General features: G+C 64.7%; 16 protein-coding genes. 2 read left to right on the plus strand and 14 right to left on the minus strand.

Annotated features, from left to right (window positions below; all coding sequences use genetic code 11):
• The 8 genes from ACTS1X_RS08535 to ACTS1X_RS08570 form a co-directional block, all read right to left on the minus strand.
• Window positions 1–706 (minus strand): acyl-CoA carboxylase subunit beta (locus ACTS1X_RS08535; protein WP_442613964.1); only part of this gene is annotated, 706 nt, incomplete at its 3' end.
• Window positions 707–767: 61 nt separating this feature from the next.
• Entirely contained in the window at window positions 768–1793 is a 1026-nt protein-coding gene (locus tag ACTS1X_RS08540; RefSeq protein WP_442613965.1) for an SDR family oxidoreductase, read from the minus strand.
• 28 nt (window positions 1794–1821) lie between these two features.
• Window positions 1822–2715, minus strand: coding sequence for a 3-hydroxyisobutyrate dehydrogenase (gene mmsB, locus ACTS1X_RS08545; protein WP_442613966.1), 894 nt, complete (start codon window positions 2713–2715; stop codon window positions 1822–1824).
• A 145-nt stretch (window positions 2716–2860) separates the two neighbouring features.
• Entirely contained in the window at window positions 2861–3637 is a 777-nt protein-coding gene (locus ACTS1X_RS08550; RefSeq protein WP_442613967.1) for an enoyl-CoA hydratase, read from the minus strand.
• Between the two features lie 193 nt (window positions 3638–3830).
• Complete coding sequence (locus ACTS1X_RS08555; RefSeq protein ID WP_442613968.1) at window positions 3831–4973, minus strand: acyl-CoA dehydrogenase family protein; 1143 nt, start codon at window positions 4971–4973, stop codon at window positions 3831–3833.
• Window positions 4974–5156: 183 nt separating this feature from the next.
• On the minus strand, window positions 5157–5543 hold the full coding sequence (locus ACTS1X_RS08560) for a RidA family protein (RefSeq protein ID WP_442613969.1): 387 nt from the start codon (window positions 5541–5543) through the stop codon (window positions 5157–5159).
• Window positions 5544–5554: 11 nt separating this feature from the next.
• Window positions 5555–6013 carry a hypothetical protein gene (locus ACTS1X_RS08565; RefSeq protein ID WP_442613970.1) on the minus strand — a complete coding sequence of 153 codons (459 nt, stop codon included), beginning with the start codon at window positions 6011–6013 and terminating at the stop codon, window positions 5555–5557.
• A gap of 28 nt (window positions 6014–6041) precedes the next feature.
• Entirely contained in the window at window positions 6042–7538 is a 1497-nt protein-coding gene (locus ACTS1X_RS08570) for a CoA-acylating methylmalonate-semialdehyde dehydrogenase (RefSeq protein WP_442613971.1), read from the minus strand.
• 152 nt (window positions 7539–7690) lie between these two features.
• On the opposite strand from ACTS1X_RS08570, the gene ACTS1X_RS08575 reads away from it, so the two are divergent.
• Both ACTS1X_RS08575 and cysQ read left to right on the plus strand, forming a co-directional pair.
• Window positions 7691–9274 carry a long-chain-fatty-acid--CoA ligase gene (locus ACTS1X_RS08575; protein WP_442613972.1) on the plus strand — a complete coding sequence of 528 codons (1584 nt, stop codon included), beginning with the start codon at window positions 7691–7693 and terminating at the stop codon, window positions 9272–9274.
• Between the two features lie 102 nt (window positions 9275–9376).
• Window positions 9377–10177 carry a 3'(2'),5'-bisphosphate nucleotidase CysQ gene (gene cysQ, locus ACTS1X_RS08580; protein ID WP_442613973.1) on the plus strand — a complete coding sequence of 267 codons (801 nt, stop codon included), beginning with the start codon at window positions 9377–9379 and terminating at the stop codon, window positions 10175–10177.
• A gap of 138 nt (window positions 10178–10315) precedes the next feature.
• Here the strand turns inward: cysQ and ACTS1X_RS08585 are convergent, their stop codons facing one another.
• From ACTS1X_RS08585 to ACTS1X_RS08610, 6 genes are all read right to left on the minus strand, one after another.
• Window positions 10316–11212, minus strand: a complete 897-nt coding sequence (locus ACTS1X_RS08585; protein ID WP_442613974.1) for a crotonase/enoyl-CoA hydratase family protein — start codon at window positions 11210–11212, stop codon at window positions 10316–10318.
• Between the two features lie 103 nt (window positions 11213–11315).
• Window positions 11316–13229, minus strand: coding sequence for an acetyl/propionyl/methylcrotonyl-CoA carboxylase subunit alpha (locus tag ACTS1X_RS08590; RefSeq protein WP_442613979.1), 1914 nt, complete (start codon window positions 13227–13229; stop codon window positions 11316–11318).
• 7 nt (window positions 13230–13236) lie between these two features.
• Entirely contained in the window at window positions 13237–13806 is a 570-nt protein-coding gene (locus ACTS1X_RS08595; protein ID WP_442613975.1) for a hypothetical protein, read from the minus strand.
• An 11-nt stretch (window positions 13807–13817) separates the two neighbouring features.
• Window positions 13818–15419, minus strand: coding sequence for a carboxyl transferase domain-containing protein (locus ACTS1X_RS08600; protein ID WP_442613976.1), 1602 nt, complete (start codon window positions 15417–15419; stop codon window positions 13818–13820).
• Window positions 15416–15817: an endonuclease domain-containing protein gene (locus ACTS1X_RS08605; RefSeq protein ID WP_442613977.1), complete on the minus strand. Its 402-nt coding sequence runs from the start codon at window positions 15815–15817 to the stop codon at window positions 15416–15418. Before ACTS1X_RS08605 ends, ACTS1X_RS08600 begins: the two co-directional genes overlap by 4 nt.
• A 279-nt stretch (window positions 15818–16096) precedes the next feature.
• A partial coding sequence (locus tag ACTS1X_RS08610) for an acyl-CoA dehydrogenase family protein (RefSeq protein ID WP_442613978.1) occupies window positions 16097–16965 on the minus strand: 869 nt, incomplete at its 5' end.

Below are 16965 nucleotides of genomic sequence, written 5' to 3' on the forward strand. Positions count from 1 at the left end.
TCAGCGCCTCGATATCGTTCTCGAACGCGACGTCCGCGACGCCCGACTTGGTCGTATGAGTGACCGCGCCGCCCAGTTCCTCTTGCGTGACCACCTCGTTGGTGACGGTCTTCACGACGTCGGGTCCGGTGACGAACATGTAGCTCGAATCCTTCACCATGAAGATGAAATCGGTCATCGCGGGCGAATAGACGGCGCCGCCCGCGCAGGGGCCCATGATGAGGCTGAGCTGCGGCACGACGCCCGAGGCGAGCACGTTGCGCTGGAACACCTCGGCATAGCCGCCGAGCGACGCCACGCCCTCCTGGATGCGCGCGCCGCCCGAATCATTGAGGCCGATCACTGGCGCGCCGACCTTCATCGCGGTATCCATGACCTTGCAGATCTTCTCGGCATGGCGTTCGCTGAGCGAGCCGCCGAACACGGTGAAATCCTGGCTGAACGCATAGACGAGCCGGCCGTTGATCGTACCCGATCCGGTGACCACGCCGTCGCCGGGCACGATCTGGTCCTGCATGTCGAAATCGACGCAATTATGCTCGACGAACATGTCGAGTTCCTCGAACGAACCCTCGTCGAACAGGACCTCGAGCCGCTCGCGCGCGGTCAGCTTGCCCTTGGCGTGCTGCGCGTCGATGCGCTTCTGCCCGCCGCCCAGCCGCGCCTGTTCGCGCCGTTTTTCTAGGTCTTCGATAACGTCCTGCATAGCTCTCCCCTAACGTGCCGGCTCGGCTGCCGAAGCAGGAACCGCGGTGAAAATCAACGGATCAGACTTTCACGATGCCCTGCGCGATCAGGCTTTCGGCGGTATCGACGATGGTCTGTTCGGCCGGAATATAGTCGAAATCCAGCGTTTCGGCGGCATGGCGGCCGGACGTGACGCGTTTCTTGCCGATGTTGCTCTTGATCTGCTTCATCGCCGGCATGAACAGCGCCAGGATGCTGACCATGATGTACGGCATCTTGCGCCGGGGCACCTTGCGCGCCTTTTCGCCCATCCGCGCACGGATCACTTCGGCCATTTCGCGGGTCCACATGAAGCCGTTGGCCGCCGCGAAGCGTTCGCCGCGCACTTTCTCGGCCGGCGCTTCGAGCGCCAGCACATGGATCTTCGCGACATCGCGGACGTCGACGACGCCGATGCCCATTTCGGGGATCATCGGCATGCTGCCGTCGATCAGCCGCTTGATCAGCTCGATCGAGGTGGACAGATCGCCATTGACGACCGGACCGAACACGCCGGTCGGGTTGACGCTGCAAAATTCCATGTCGGGGGCATGCGCCTCGACCCAGTCGCGCGCGGCGCGCTCGGCGATCGTCTTGGATTTCGTATAGGGGGCGACGCCGGGCGTCTCGATATTGGTCCAGTCGCTTTCGTCGAATTCGGTGCGGCTGTCGTCATGGCCATAGGCGATCGCGGCGACCGACGAGGTCTGGACGAAGCGCGTGACGCCCGCCTCCCGGGCGAAGCGCAGCGCGCGCAGCGTGCCTTCGCGCGCGGGGACGATCAGCTCGTCTTCGTTATCCGGCACGGCCAGTGGGAAGGGCGAGGCGACATGGGCGACGCCATCGCACCCGGCATTGGCTTCGGCCCAGCCGGCATCGTCCTCCAGATCGGCTTCGAAGATCTTCAGCCGGTCCCCGGCATCGGGCCAGCGGTCGCGCAGCCTTTGCTCGCTCTTCGCCCTGGACCGCACCGTCGTATGGACCGTCCAGCCCCGGGCGAGCAGCTGGTCGATGACCTCGCCGCCGATATATCCGGTGCCGCCTGTTACCAGTGCTGTTTTGGCCATCGCGCGGTCCTCTCCTTAATGCCGTCCTCTAACCGTCGGTCGAACTGGCTTCGAGGAACTTGATGATGCCCGAAAAATCCTTCTTCTCGCCGCCATGCTTGACGAACTGTTCGTACATCGCCCGCGCCTTGGCGCCCATCGGGGTGCGCATCCCGGCCTCGTCGGCGGCCTCCATCGCGAGCTTGAGGTCCTTGAGCATCAGCGGCGCGGCGAACCCGCCTTCGTAATCGCGGTCGGCAGGGCTTTCGGGGCCGACGCCGGGGACCGGGCAATAGCTCGTCATCGACCAGCTCTGGCCCGAGGCCTGGCTCGAAATGTCGAAAAAGGTCTGCGGGTCGAGGCCCAGCGACTGGGCGAGGTTGAAGGTCTCGCAGGTCGCGATCATCGTCGCGCCGAGGAGCATGTTGTTGCAAATCTTGGCCGCCTGCCCCGCCCCGGCCTCGCCGGCATGGATCACCGCCTTGCCCATCTGTTCGAGGATCGGCCGGGCGCGTTCGAACGCGGTCTCGCTGCCGCCGACCATGAAGGTCAGCGTGCCGCCCGCCGCCGCCGCGATGCCGCCCGAAACCGGCGCATCGACCATCAGCAGCCCCTTGGCCGCCGCCTGTTCGGCGACCTCGCGCGCGGTCGCGACGTCGATCGTCGAGCAATCGAGCAGCAGCGTGCCGGGATCGGCATTGTCGAACACGTCGTCGGCATAGACGGCGCGGACATGCTTGCCCGCCGGCAGCATGGTGACGACCGCCTCGGCGCCGCTCACCGCGTCGGCGCCCGAAGCGGCGATCCGGCAGCCATTGGCCTTGGCGGCCTCCAGCGCCTCCTCCGAGATATCGAAGGCGGCGACGTCGTGCCCGGCCTTGGCGAGGTTCGCGGCCATCCCGCTCCCCATATGGCCGAGCCCGATAAAGGCGATTGTGGTCATTTTCCTTCTCCTGCGACACCGAGCATCGGCAAACCGTCATTGCGAGGAGCGAAGCGACGAAGCAATCCAGAGCGGCGGGCGACGCCGTTTGCGGCTCTGGATTGCCGCGCGCCTTCGGCGCTCGCAATGACGAAAGTGCTGGCGCTCATTTCCCCGTCCACTTGGCCTCGCGCTTCTCGACAAAGGCGGCCATGCCTTCCTTCTGGTCCTCCGAGCCGAACAGGCCGTGGAACAGGCGGCGTTCGAAGGCGATGCCCTGGGCGAGCGTCGTTTCGAAGGCGGCGTTGACCATCTCCTTGGTCGCCATCGCCGCGAGCGGCCCCATGCCGGCGATCGTCTCCGCCGTCTTCACCGCCTCGTCGACAAGATCGTCCGCCGGCACGACCTTGGCGACGAGCCCCAGCCCCTCGGCCTCCGCGGCGTCCATCATCCGGCCGGTCAGGCACATTTCCATCGTCTTGGCCTTGCCGATCGCGCGCGCCATGCGCTGCGAACCGCCCATGCCCGGCGTCACGCCAAGCTTGATCTCGGGTTGGCCGAACCTGGCGTTGTCCGCCGCGATGATGAAATCGGCCATCATCGCGACCTCGCAGCCGCCGCCCAGCGCATAGCCGGCCACGGCCGCGATCCACGGCTTGCGCGTCCGCGTCACCTGTTCCCAGCCGCCGAAATGGTTGGCGCCGTACATGTCGGCGAAGCCCTGTTCGGACATTTCCTTGATGTCGGCGCCCGCCGCGAAGGCCTTTTCGCTGCCGGTGAGGACGGCGCAGCGCTGGCTGTCGTCCGCATCGAACGCCGCGAATGCGTCGATCGCCTCTTCGAGCACCTGGTTGTTGAGCGCATTCAGCGCCTCGGGCCGGTTCAGCGTGACCAGCGTGACCGCGCCGCGCTGTTCGACGAGGATGGTTTCGTAGTCGGCCATGAAATCTCCTGTTTCCATTACGTCATGCTGCACTTGTTTCAGCATCCATGTATCAGCCGGGCACCTGACTATCAGCCATATAGTCCAACCCTAATCGTCGCTTAACCGCAAAGCCATTTCTCAACCCCGCATCGAAATTGCGAGGGGAGAAATGGATCCTGAAACGAGTTCAGGATGACGGTGGCGCGCCAATCTATTGCCGCAGCATGTCGCGCGAGACGATCATGCGCATGATCTGGTTCGTGCCCTCGAGAATCGAATGCACGCGCAGGTCGCGCCAGAACCGTTCGATCGGGTAGTCCTGCAGATAACCGTAGCCGCCGAACAGCTGCAGCGCGTCGTTGACGATCTTCGAGCCGTTGTCGGTCGCCAGCCGCTTGGCCATCGCGGCGAAGCGCGTCTTGTCCGGCGATCCCGCCGTCACCTTGGCCGCCGCCGTGTAGAGCAGCATCCGCGCGGCTTGCAGATCGGTCTCCATGTCGGCGAGCATGAACTGGGTGTTCTGGAAATCGGCGATCGCCTGGCCGAACTGTCTGCGCTCCTTGGTATAGGCGACGGCCTCGTCGAGACAGCGCTGCGCGCCGCCCAAGGAACAGGCGCCGATATTCAAGCGCCCGCCATCGAGCCCCATCATCGCGATGCGGAAGCCCTCGCCCTCGTCGCCGACGCGATTCTCGACGGGCACGCGGACGGAATCGAAATTCACCTGCGCGGTCGGCTGCGAATGCCAGCCCAGCTTCTTCTCGAACGCGCCGAAGGAGACGCCGTCCATCTCCTTCTCGATCACGAGGCAGGAAATGCCCTTGGGGCCCTCCTCGCCCGTGCGGACCATCGTGACATAGACGCCGTTCTCGCCGCCGCCCGAGATAAAGGCTTTCGAGCCCGACACGACATAATGGTCGCCCTCGCGCACCGCCTTGGTCTTGAGCGCGGCGGCGTCGGAGCCCGAACCCGGCTCGGTCAGGCAATAGCTGGCGACGCGCTCGCAGGTGACGAGCTCGGGCAGATATTTCTGCTTCACGGCGTCCGAACCGAAGGTGTCGATCATCCAGCTCGCCATGTTGTGGATCGAGATGAAGGCGCTGGTCGAGGGGCAGCCATAGGCCATCGCCTCCATGATCAGCGCGGCCTCGAGCCGGCCAAGCCCGATCCCGCCCGATTCCTCGGACACGTAGATGGAACCGAAGCCCAATTCGGCGGCCTTGCTGATCGTGTCGCGCGGGAAGATGTGTTTCTCGTCCCATTCGGCGGCGTGCGGCGTAATCTCGTCGGCGGTGAATTTCTGCGCCATCTGCTGGATCTGGCGCTGTTCGTCGGTCAGGTCGAATTGTGTCATGCGGTTCCTATAACGGGGTTTTCTTTTTCTCGTCATGCTGAACTTGTTTCGGCATCCATTTATCCTTCCGCGACAAACCGGGAAGTTCGCCCAAGTCGGATTCCGGCTGGCCCCCTTCATCGTCGGACAATGCGGTGCCTAACCGAAGAGTGGATGCTGAAACAAGTTCAGCATGACGGCTATTCAACGGATAAGCTCTGCCTCCGCCTCGATCTCGACCGTCCATTCAGGCCGGAGCAGCGCGGCGACGACGACCATCGTCGCGGCCGGGCGGACATCGCCGAATATCTCGCCATGCACGGCGCCGATCGCATCGCCGTCGGCCGCGTCGGTCACGAACATCCGCGTCCGCACGACATCGGCCATCGTGCCGCCCAGCTCCGAAATCGCCGCCTCGATGATCTCGAAACAGCGCCGCGCCTGCGCCGCCGCGTCGCCCGGCGTCGAGCTGCCGTCGGGCTCGATCGGGCCGGTGCCGGAAACGAGGATGCGGTTGCCGGAGCGGATCGCGCGGGAGAAGCCAAAGGCTTTCTCGAAGGGCGATGCAGAGGCGGTTACCCTTTTGTCCACGTTCTCGCCCGCTATGCCGGCCGGTCTGTGCCGGGCAGCGCGGATATCGCGAGGCACCGGCGCAACGGAGGCATGCTGAATCCCGGCCCGGCCATCGACAGGGATCGGCCACCCTCGCCCAGGGTAAAGCCCAGCGGCTCTTCTTCGCCGCTCTGCGTGCCGACGATACGCAACTCTATCGAGTCAGCCGCGAGATGCCGGACGTCCGTAACTTCGGCTGGCTCACCGGAAAACACGATCGCCCGCGCCTCGATCACGATCGCCGAACCGTCGCGCCGGCAGTCACCGCCGGCCATGTCCCACACCCCGAGAAATTGGTCCGGGACTCGCGGTCCGTCTGCCGCCGCTTGCACCGCCGGGTCGGCATCCAGCTGTATGGCCTCCACTTCCTGCACCGGATCGTCCGATCCGCAACCGATCAGGAGACTGCACCCCGCGGACACTGCCACGGCAAAGTTCAATGATTTCATGCTCATAGCTCCCACATCAATATGCCGCTCACCCCATCGTCGGAATGACGAAGGCGTTGCCGCCATCGGGCGAGCCGTCGGGCCAGCGCTGGGTGACCGTCTTGACCTTGGTCCAGAACTTCACGCCCTCCATGCCGTGCTGGTTGGTGTCGCCGAAGGCGCTGCGCTTCCAGCCGCCGAAGGTGTGATAGGCGACCGGCACCGGGATCGGCACGTTGATGCCGACCATGCCGACATTGACCCGGTGCGCGAACTCGCGGGCGGCATGGCCGTTGCGGGTGAAGATCGCGACGCCGTTTCCATACTGGTGCTTCGACGGCAGTTCGAGCGCTTCCTCGAAGCTCTTGGCGCGCACCATCTGGAGCACGGGGCCGAAAATCTCTTGCCTATAGCTTTCCATGCCCGGCTTCACATGATCGAACAGCGACGGGCCGATGAAGAAGCCGTTTTCATGGCCCTGCAACTTGAAGCCGCGGCCGTCGACGACCAGCTCGGCGCCCTCGTCGACGCCGGTCTGGATCCAGTTTTCGACCCGTTGCTTGTGCTCGGCGGTGACGACCGGGCCGTAATGCGCCTCGCCGTCCGTCGAGACGCCGACGCGCAGCGCGTCGATCGCCGGGATCATCTTCTCGCGCAGCCGGTCCGCCGTCTCGTCGCCGACCGGCACCACGACGGGCAGCGCCATGCAGCGCTCGCCGGCCGAGCCGAAGGCCGCGCCCGCCAGGTCGTTGACGACCTGGTCGAGATCGGCGTCGGGCATCACGATGCCGTGATTCTTCGCCCCGCCCATCGCCTGGACGCGCTTCCCGTTCTCGGTGCCGCGCTGATAGACATAATGGGCGATATCGGACGATCCGACGAAGCTGACCGCCATGATGTCCTCATGGTCGAGGATCGCGTCGACCATCTGCTTGTCGCCATGGACGACCTGGAGGATGCCGTCGGGCAGGCCCGCCTCCTGCATCAGCTCGGCGAGCCGCACGGGCACGCTCGGATCGCGTTCGGAGGGCTTGAGGATGAAGGCGTTGCCGCAGGCGATCGCGACGCCGAACATCCACATCGGGATCATCGCCGGGAAGTTGAACGGCGTGATGCCGGCGCAGATGCCGAGCGGCTGGCGCATCGAATAGACGTCGATGCCCGGGCCGGCGCCCTGCGTGTATTCGCCCTTCAGCACATGCGGGATGCCGCAGCAGAATTCGATGACCTCGAGCCCGCGCTGCACGTCCCCTTTGGCGTCGGCGATCACCTTGCCATGTTCGGACGAGAGCAGTTCGGCCAATTCATCCATATGGGATTCAACCAGCGCCTTGAACGCGAACATGATCCTCGCGCGCCGCTGCGGGTTGGTCGCGGCCCAGGCCGGCTGCGCGGCATTGGCCGCGTCGACCGCCTTTTGCAGCTCGTCCGCCGTGCCCAGCGACACCTTGGCCTGCACCTCGCCGGTGTTCGGGTCCCAGATGTCATGCTGGCGCGATCCGCCCCCGGCCGCATTGCCACCAATGAAATGCTCCACCGTGCGCATTGCTTTCCTCCAATTTCCAAATACAAGTTGCGGCACGCCATAAACCGCAAAAGCGGGCAAGGCCATGCTGTCTATATTGACGATGGCCAGGATTTTTTCGGGCGCGGCGGATGCGAGGGTCGCGCGCGCGCGCCGACGGATTGGGGATCAGGATGCACGCACCACATGAGGCGGAAACGCTGAACGAACTCGCCGATTACTGGGCCGACCGGAAGCCCGATCATGTCGGCTATCGCTTCGAAGGCCGGGAGACGCGCTTCGGCGCGTTCCGCGATACGACCGTCCGCCTGTCCCGCGCCTTGCGCGCGGCGGGCATCGGCAAGGGCGACCGGATCGCCTGGATCGGCAAGAACAGCGACCGCTATTTCGCGCTGCTCTTCGGCGCGGCGCGCGCGGGCGCGGTCACGGTGCCGATCGGGTGGCGGCTCGCGCCGCAGGAGATGGCCTTCATCCTCCAGGATTCGGGCGCCGTGGCGCTGGTCGCGACCCCCGAATTCGCGGACCTCGCCCAGCAGCTGGCGGCGGAAATCCCGGCGATCCGGTGGGTGCTGGCGAGCGAACCCGGCTGTGGCATCGACAGCCCCGAGGACTTCATGGAGAAACATGGCGACGCGCCCGAGCTCGAGGCGCTGCCCGGGGGCGGCGATCCGCTGGTCCAGCTCTACACATCGGGCACGACGGGCAATCCCAAGGGCGTGGTGCTGACCCAGGGCAATTTCTTCCGGAACAGCGACGGGAACCGGCCCGAAATCCCGCACTGGGACGTGTGGGGCGAGGACGAGGCCGGGCTGCAGGTGATGCCGATCGCGCACATCGCGGGCACCGGCTACGGCATCGCGCCGATGAACCGGGGCGTTTCCTGCAACATCGTCGCCGAGTTCAATCCCGGCGAGATCCTCGACCTCATCCACAACAAGCAGCTGACCCGCTTCTTCCTCGTGCCCGCGGCGCTGCAGATGCTGATCACCGATCCCAAGGCCGCCGAGACCGACACGAGCGGCGTCGTCCAGATCAACTACGGCGCCTCGCCGATGCCGCTCCAGCTGCTGCGCGACTGCATGAAGGCCTTTCCCAATGCCGGCTTCTGCCAGTTCTATGGCATGACCGAGACGACCGGCACGATCGTCGTGCTGCCGCCCGAGGACCACGATCCGGAGGGCAACGAACGGATGCGCTCGGCCGGCAAGCCGCTGCCCGGCGTCGAGGTCAAGATCGTCGACGAGCATGGCGAGGAGGTCGGCGTGCGCGAGGTCGGCGAGATCTGCACCCGCTCGGGCGCGAACATGGCGCATTATTTCAAGCAGCCCGACAAGACCGCGGAGACGGTGGACGCCGACGGCTGGCTGAGGACCGGCGACGCCGCCTATCGCGACGAGGACGGCTATATCTACATCCACGACCGGATGAAGGACATGATCATCACCGGCGGCGAGAATGTCTATCCGGCCGAGGTCGAAAATGCGCTGTACGAGCATCCGCATGTGTCCGAAGCCGCGGTGATCGGCGTCCCGGACGAGAAATGGGGTGAAGCGGTCAAGGCGATCATCGTGCCCAAGCCCAACCAGGTGGTCGACGAGGCGCATGTGATCGGCTTCGTGCGGGAGCGGATCGCGGGCTTCAAGGCGCCCAAGTCGGTCGACGTGATCGCCGAGATGCCGCGCAACGCCAGCGGCAAGATCCTGCGAAAGGATTTGCGCGCGCCCTATTGGGAGGGCAAGGACCGGCAGGTGAACTGACGCACGACGGCGCAGGTCCCGTCATTGCGGCGTCGCCTTCGGCTTCTCGCAATGACAGGTGCTGCGGTCTGAACCGAATCGATCAAACGGAAGCCATACATCTTGCAACGCGAAACCCATCTCGACCTGATGATCGACCTGGCCCTGGAGGCCGGCGCGGCGATCGACGCGATCTACCGGACCGATTTCGACGCCGGCGCCAAGGGCGACGGCTCGCCGGTCACCGCTGCCGACCGGGACGCCGAGGCGATCATCGAGGCCGGACTCACGGCCGCGCAGCCCGATATCCCGATCCTCGCCGAGGAAGCCGCCTCGGAGGGCCGCATTCCGGAACTGGGCGACCGCTTCTTCCTCGTCGATCCGCTCGACGGCACCCGCGAATTCGTCTCGCGCAACGGCGAGTTCACGGTCAATATCGCGCTGATCGATCATGGCCGGCCGATCTCAGGCGTCGTCTACGCCCCGGCGATCCGCAAGCTCTATTACGGCGCGACGGGCGAAGGCGCCTTCTACCAGGAGGTCACTCCCGGACAGGATCGCGCGAGGGCCGGACATCCGCACGAGATCGAGGCGCGCTCCTCCTTCCACAAGAATCTGACCGCCGTGGCGAGCCGCAGCCACCGCTCGCCCGAAACCGACGCGCTGCTCGAGCGGATCGGCGTCAAGGACTTCACCCCCGCCGGCTCCAGCCTCAAATTCTGCCTGCTCGCCCAGGGTTCGGCGGACGTCTATCCGCGGCTCGGCCGGACGATGGAATGGGACACGGGCGCGGGCCAGGCCGTGCTCGAAGCCGCCGGCGGCCGCGTCGACATCCTCGAAGGCCAGAACGAGGCCGGCCCGCTGATGTACGGCAAGAAGGAGCGCGGCTTCGACAATCCGCATTTCATCGCCTGGGGCAGATAGGCAATGGTTCAGCTACCATCGTCATTGCGAGCGTAGCGAAGCAATCCAGAGCGGCAGGCGCTATCGCAGGCGGCTCTGGATCGCTTCGTCCCACGGATCAAGCCCGGGGTCCTCGCAATGACGGACGTTGCAAATCAATCAAAATTCCGGATCGTCGAACCACTGGTGGAGGTCGGGCATGTCCGCGCTCACTGTGTTCGGATAGTCGGCCGGGCGCTTTTCGAGGAACGACACCACGCCCTCCTTCGCATCCTCCTGCCGCCCGCGATACCAGATAGCGCGGCTGTCCATCCGGTGCGCCTCGATCGGGTGCGCGGCGCCGAGCATCCGCCACAGCATCTGGCGCGTCATCGCCACCGACACCGGCGCGCTTTCCGCCGTCATCGCGGTCGCCAGCGCGCGGGCGGCGGGGATCAGCTCGTCCGCTTTGTGGATCGCCTGGACGAGCCCGCCGGCCTTCGCCTCCTCGGCCCCGAAGACGTCGCCCCTGTAGCACCATTGCAGGGCCTGGCTGATCCCGACGAGCCGCGGCAGGAACCAGCTCGATGCGGCCTCGGGCACGATCCCGCGCCGCGCGAAGACGAAGCCGAACCGCGCCGTATCGGCCGCCAGCCGCACATCCATCGGCAGCGTCATCGTCGAACCGACGCCGACCGCCGCGCCGTTGATCGCGCCGATCACCGGCTTCTTGCAGTTGAAGATGCGCAAGGTCAGCTGCCCGCCGCCATCGCGCGCGCCGCGATGGTTCCAATCGACCGTCCCGTCTTCCTGCATCGGCGTATCGCGGTCGAGGCGTTTATCGTAATTGAAGGTATCGGCGCCGGCCTGCAGGTCCGCGCCCGCGCAAAAGGCCCGGTCGCCCTCGCCCGTCACGATCACCGCGCGGACATCGTCGTCCGCATCGGCCTCGTCGAACGCGGCGATCATCTCGTGCATCATCCGCTCGGTAAAGGCGTTCATCCGGTCCGGGCGGTTGAGCGTGATCGTGAAGATGCCGTCCGCAAGATCGGTCAGGATGGTCTGGTAGTCGGCCATGAATAACTCCGCTTGGGCTGAGCCTGTCGAAGCCCTGCCCTTTTTCTTGCTTGGTTGGGTTAAGAGAAGAACAGCCCTTCGACAAGCTCAGGGCAAACGGACATTATTCCTCCCCCGCCTCGATCTGCACCAGCACGGTGCCTTCGGACACCTGCCCGCCGACATCCGCGTTCAGTTCGGCCACCGTTCCGTCGAACGGCGCGACAAGGCTGTGCTCCATCTTCATCGCTTCGAGCGTGACGAGCCTGTCGCCCTTGGCGACCGTATCGCCTTCTTCGACGCAAACGGCGATGATCTTGCCGGGCATGGGGGAAAGGATGGAGCCGTCGGACGCGGCGCCTCCGCCCGCTCGGCTTCCCGAGGGCGATGCCGCTACGCGGACGGTCGTCCCGCGTTCATTGACCAGCAGCGCCTCGTCTCCCAAGTCGCTGATGCTGAAGCCCGCCGCCTGCCGCGCCGCGTCGTCGGGCGGCGCCACGGTGCGCGGTTCGGCGTCGGCATAGACGTGCTGTTCGGCGCGATGCGGCGCATTCAGCCGGAAATTCGCAACGCCTGTCAGCATCGCGCGCTGCTCGTAGCCGAGACCCGGCTCCCGGGCCGCGCCGAGCTTTTCGGCAGCGACCGCTATCCGCGCGTCACCGACGGCGCCGCCGGTCAACGCCTCGCCGAGCCGGTCGATCAGGCCCGTATCGAGATCGGCGGCCCGGAACGGGGCGCAATCCAAGCATTCGTAGAGAAAGCCCATATTATTCTTGAGCGGCCAGACGAAGCTTTCCTCGAGCATGCGCTGCAAGGCTTCGATCGCATGGTCGCGGCTGTCGTCATGGACGATCAGCTTCGCGAGCATCGGATCGTAATGCGGGGTGACGGCGTCACCCTCGACGAAACCCGTATCCAGCCGGCGGCCGACGAACCCGTCGTCGATCCGGAAGGCTTCGAGCTTGCCGGTCGAGGGCAGGAACCCGGCGGCGGGGTTTTCGGCATAGAGCCGCGCCTCCATCGCCCAGCCGTCGATGCTCAGCTCGTCCTGCTTGCACGGCAGCGCCTCGCCGCTCGCCACGCGCAGCTGCCATTCGACCAGGTCCTGCCCGGTAATCTCCTCGGTCACCGGATGCTCGACCTGCAGCCGCGTGTTCATTTCCATGAACCAGATGCGGTCGGCGCGCAGGCCGTCCGAGGCGTCGGCGATGAATTCGATCGTGCCGGCACCTTCATAATCGACCGCCTTGGCGGCGCGGACGGCGGCGGCGCAGACTTCCTCGCGCGTTTCCGCGTCCATGCCCGGGGCGGGCGCTTCCTCGATGACCTTCTGGTGGCGGCGCTGGAGCGAGCAATCGCGCTCGAACAGGTGGACGACGTTTCCGTGGGAATCGCCGAATATCTGAACCTCGATATGGCGCGGGCTCTCGATCCACTTTTCGAGCAGCACCACATCGTTGCCGAAGCTCGCCTTGGCCTCGCGGCGGCAGGATTGCAGGGCGTCGGAGAAATCGTCCGCGCTATCGACCTTGCGCATCCCCTTGCCGCCGCCGCCCGCAACGGCCTTGATCAGCACGGGATAGCCGATCTGCTCGGCCTGCTCGGCGAGAAAATCGACGTCCTGGTTCTCTCCCAGATAGCCGGGCGTCGTCGGCACGCCCGCCTCGTCCATCAGCGTCTTCGCGGCATCCTTGAGGCCCATCGCGCGGATGCTCTCCGGCTTCGGCCCGACCCAGATCAACCCGGCGTCGAGCACGGCCTGCGCGAAATCCGCATTCTCGGAGAGGAAGCCGTATCCCGGATGGATCGCCTCGGCGCCGGTCTCCTGAGCCGCCGCAATGATCTTCTCGCCGACCAGATAGCTTTCGGCCGCCGGCGACGGCCCGATATGCACCGCCTCGTCCGCCTCGCGCACATGCAGCGCCCTGGCGTCGGCATCCGAATAAACGGCGACCGTGCGGATGCCGAGCCGCCGCGCGGTGCGGATAATCCGACAGGCGATCTCGCCGCGGTTGGCTATGAGGAGAGAAGTTATCAGACCCATTTTAGTATTTTTCACCATACTCGGCGCGCCGATCATCTCGAGCCTTCTTCTTTCGAGAGATCGGCTCGCGAAGTGGCTCCTCGCGTTTTCGGGGCCCTAACCCTCGCTCGGCCATGAAGCCTTGAAGCGCTAACCCCGCTTCATGAACTTCTTTTGCAATCGAGAGTAATTCTTCAACGGTCACCTCGACCCAATCGGCGCTCAGTTTCCTGCGAGCCTTTTCTTTGAATCGGAACACTTGTCCAGTCTCGGGATGGATCGGGAATGAAGAATGAGCGATCGCATTTCTGCGTTCGATAGCTTCTGTGATCTGATCCAAAATGTCATCCAGATTATCGAGTTCACTAGCGGACGGAGCCTTTAGTTCGTTCAAGGTCCGAATGATGTCATCCTTCAACCGAAAAGGCATCTGAGCGCAAATCGCGATGCTCTCGATGTTATCGATTCCCAGGAGCGCTCCGATGAAGTCTCTCATAACTGCTTCTGTTTCGGTCGCTGATACGACGACTAAGCCAACGGCTCTCAGATAGTCATCGGGGAGATTCGAGGGGTCAAAATCGTAAACTGTCATTCGAAAGCCCCTTACATCCTGAACACGCCAAACGCTGGCCGCTCCGGAATCTCAGCTTCCAGTGTCGCCGCGAAGGCCAGGCCCAGCACATCGCGGGTCTGCGCCGGGTCGATGATGCCGTCGTCCCAGAGGCGGGCGGTGGCGTGCCAGGGATTGCCTTCGTCCTCGTATTTCTGGCGGATCGGGGCCTTGAAGGCTTCGGCCTCGTCCTCGGTCCACTGGTCGGCGTCGCGATGGACGGTGGCGAGGACGCTCGCGGCCTGTTCGCCGCCCATGACGCTGATCCGGCTGTTGGGCCAGGTGAAGAGGAAGCGCGGGCCATAGGCCCGGCCCGCCATGCCGTAATTGCCCGCGCCGAAGCTGCCGCCGATCAGCAGCGTGATCTTGGGGACGGTCGCCGTCGCCACCGCCGTCACCAGCTTCGCGCCATGCTTGGCGATGCCCTCGGCCTCGTATTTGCCGCCGACCATGAAGCCCGAAATGTTCTGCAAAAAGAGCAGCGGGATGCGGCGCTGGCAGGCGAGCTCGATGAAATGCGCGCCTTTCACCGCGCTTTCGGAGAACAACACGCCGTTATTGGCGAGGATGGCGACCGGCATCCCCCAGATATGCGCAAAACCGCAGACCAGCGTCGAGCCGTACAGCGCCTTGAACTCGTGAAACTCGCTGCCATCGACGATCCGCGCGATGATCTCGTGAACATCGTACGGCGCGCGGACATCGTCCGGGATGATGCCGTACAGCTCCTCGGCGTCGAACTTCGGCGCGCGCGGTTCGACCAGCTTGATGCCGGGGTCGTGCGGCGCGTTCAGGGTCGAGACGATATCGCGGACGATGGTCAGCGCGTGCTCGTCATTCTCGGCGACATGATCGACGACGCCGGACTTGCGGCCATGGAGATCGCCGCCGCCGAGATCCTCGGCGCTGATCTCCTCGCCCGTCGCGGCCTTCACGAGCGGCGGGCCGGCGAGGAAGATCGTGCCCTGGTTGCGCACGATCACCGTCTCGTCCGACATTGCGGGAACATAGGCCCCGCCCGCCGTGCAACTGCCCATGACGCAGGCGATCTGCGGAATGCCCTGCGCGCTCATATTGGCCTGGTTGAAGAAGATGCGCCCGAAATGGTCGCGATCGGGGAAGACCTCGGCCTGATGCGGCAGGTTCGCCCCGCCGCTATCGACCAGATAGATGCAGGGAAGCCTATTCTCCTGCGCGATCTCCTGCGCGCGCAGATGCTTTTTCACCGTTATCGGGTAGTAGGTGCCGCCCTTCACCGTCGCGTCGTTGCAGACGATCATGCACTGGCGGCCCGAGACGCGGCCGATCCCGGCGATCATCCCGGCGCCCGGCACCTCGCCGCCATACATGTCGCAGGCGGCCAGCTGACCGATCTCGAGAAAGGGCGAACCCGGATCGAGCAGGCGTTCGACGCGATCCCGCGGCAACAGCTTGCCGCGCGAGACATGCCGTTCGCGATGCTTCTCCGTGCCGCCGAGCGCCGCCTTGGCGACATCGGCGCGCAATTGTTCGACCAGCGCGCGATTATGATCGGCATTGGCGCGAAAGGCGCTGCCGCTGGTGTCGATGGCGGAATCGAGAGTGGGCGCGCTCATGAAAGCCCCTCCCCTTCAGGGGAGGGGTTGGGGTGGGGCTGTCCCCATCGATCAGGCAACGCATCAAGTTTCATCAAAATCTCTTCCAAAACGCCCTCGACATTGCTTCCGGCATCACGGTTCGTAAAGCGCAGGACCGAAAAACCTTGGTTTCGCAATACCGCATCGCGACGTTCGTCCATAGCTCGATCATGCGTATCCCCATCCACCTCGACGATCAGCCCTTTCGACGGACAAAAGAAATCGCAGATATACTGGCCTATCACGGCCTGCCGACGAAATTTGTATCCACCAAGTTGCGAGCGGGATAGCTTGCTCCACAGGGTTTTTTCGAACGGTGTCGGTCGGTTCCTCAAATCACGGGCGCGTTCCAGCATCTCCTGCTCGCTTAACGGCATGCGGTGTTCCCCACCCCAACCCCTCCCCTGAAGGGGAGGGGTTTTTTGAGGCGCCCGCGTATCAAGATTTGCGATTACCCCAATACCAAATCGCATATCCTATCCCGCCTAGGAGAATCGGGGCCATCGTCAAGCCGAATTGGCTATCGCATAGCAGGGTCGGAAGCATCCACGAGGCTCCGCTCTCACAATCGAACACTGGCTTCGCGAAACCAATCCAAAGCCACAAAGCACCGCAGCCGGCCATCCATAGAATTCCAACGACCTTTGCAATGGCCCTCACCCCGCCGCCCCGATCAGTTCGCGCCCGATCAGCATCCGGCGGATTTCGTTGGTGCCCGCGCCGATATCGAGCAGTTTCGCGTCGCGCATGTAGCGCTCCACCGGCCAGTCCTTGGTGTAACCCGCGCCGCCCAGCGCCTGAACGGCTTCGAGCGCGACCTTCACGGCATTCTCGCTGGCGAGGAGGATCGAGCCGGCCGCGTCGAAGCGCGTCGTCTGTCCGGCGTCGCAGGCGCGCGCGACGGCATAGACATAGGCACGCGCGGAATTGAGCGCGACATACATGTCGGCGACCTTGGCCTGCATCAGCTGGAAACTGCCGATCGGCTGGCCGAACTGCTTGCGCTCGCGGACATAGGGCAGCACCACGTCGAGACAGGCCTGCATGATGCCGAGCTGGATCGCGGCGAGCACCGCGCGCTCGTAATCGAGCCCGCTCATCAGCACGCCGACCCCGCCGTTTACCGGGCCCATCACATTTTCGTCGGGCACTTCGCAATCGTTGAAGACGAGTTCGGCGGTGGGGCTGCCGCGCATCCCGACCTTGTCGATCTTCTGGCCGATGCTGAAACCCGGCATGTCCTTCTCGATGAAGAAGGCGGTGATCCCGCCCGATCCCTCGCCGGTCTTCCCATAGACCACGAGCGTATCGGCATGCGACGCGTTGGTGATCCAGAATTTGGTGCCGTTGAGGACATAGCCGCCCTGCACCGCGTCGGCCTTCAGCTTCATGCCGACGACGTCGGAGCCGGCCGCCGCCTCGGACATGGCGAGGCTCCCGACATGCTCGCCCGAGATCAGCTTGGGCAGATATTTCGCCTTCTGCTCGTCATTGCCCCAGCGGCGGATCTGGTTGACGCAGAGAT

The sequence above is a fragment of the Parasphingopyxis sp. genome (genome assembly GCF_052168275.1).
In the GTDB taxonomy this organism is placed as follows: Bacteria; Pseudomonadota; Alphaproteobacteria; order Sphingomonadales; family Sphingomonadaceae; genus Parasphingopyxis.

Excerpts from the sequence above, each read along its gene's own strand:
- mmsB (WP_442613966.1), bottom strand. The coding sequence starts at position 2,715 with ATGACCACAATCGCCTTTATCGGGCTCGGCCATATGGGGAGCGGGATG.
- ACTS1X_RS08605 (WP_442613977.1), bottom strand. The coding sequence starts at position 15,817 with ATGCCGTTAAGCGAGCAGGAGATGCTGGAACGCGCCCGTGATTTGAGG.
- ACTS1X_RS08575 (WP_442613972.1), top strand. The coding sequence starts at position 7,691 with ATGCACGCACCACATGAGGCGGAAACGCTGAACGAACTCGCCGATTAC.
- ACTS1X_RS08555 (WP_442613968.1), bottom strand. The coding sequence starts at position 4,973 with ATGACACAATTCGACCTGACCGACGAACAGCGCCAGATCCAGCAGATG.
- ACTS1X_RS08565 (WP_442613970.1), bottom strand. The coding sequence starts at position 6,013 with ATGAAATCATTGAACTTTGCCGTGGCAGTGTCCGCGGGGTGCAGTCTC.
- ACTS1X_RS08600 (WP_442613976.1), bottom strand. The coding sequence starts at position 15,419 with ATGAGCGCGCCCACTCTCGATTCCGCCATCGACACCAGCGGCAGCGCC.
- ACTS1X_RS08570 (WP_442613971.1), bottom strand. The coding sequence starts at position 7,538 with ATGCGCACGGTGGAGCATTTCATTGGTGGCAATGCGGCCGGGGGCGGA.
- ACTS1X_RS08585 (WP_442613974.1), bottom strand. The coding sequence starts at position 11,212 with ATGGCCGACTACCAGACCATCCTGACCGATCTTGCGGACGGCATCTTC.
- ACTS1X_RS08550 (WP_442613967.1), bottom strand. The coding sequence starts at position 3,637 with ATGGCCGACTACGAAACCATCCTCGTCGAACAGCGCGGCGCGGTCACG.
- ACTS1X_RS08595 (WP_442613975.1), bottom strand. The coding sequence starts at position 13,806 with ATGACAGTTTACGATTTTGACCCCTCGAATCTCCCCGATGACTATCTG.
- ACTS1X_RS08540 (WP_442613965.1), bottom strand. The coding sequence starts at position 1,793 with ATGGCCAAAACAGCACTGGTAACAGGCGGCACCGGATATATCGGCGGC.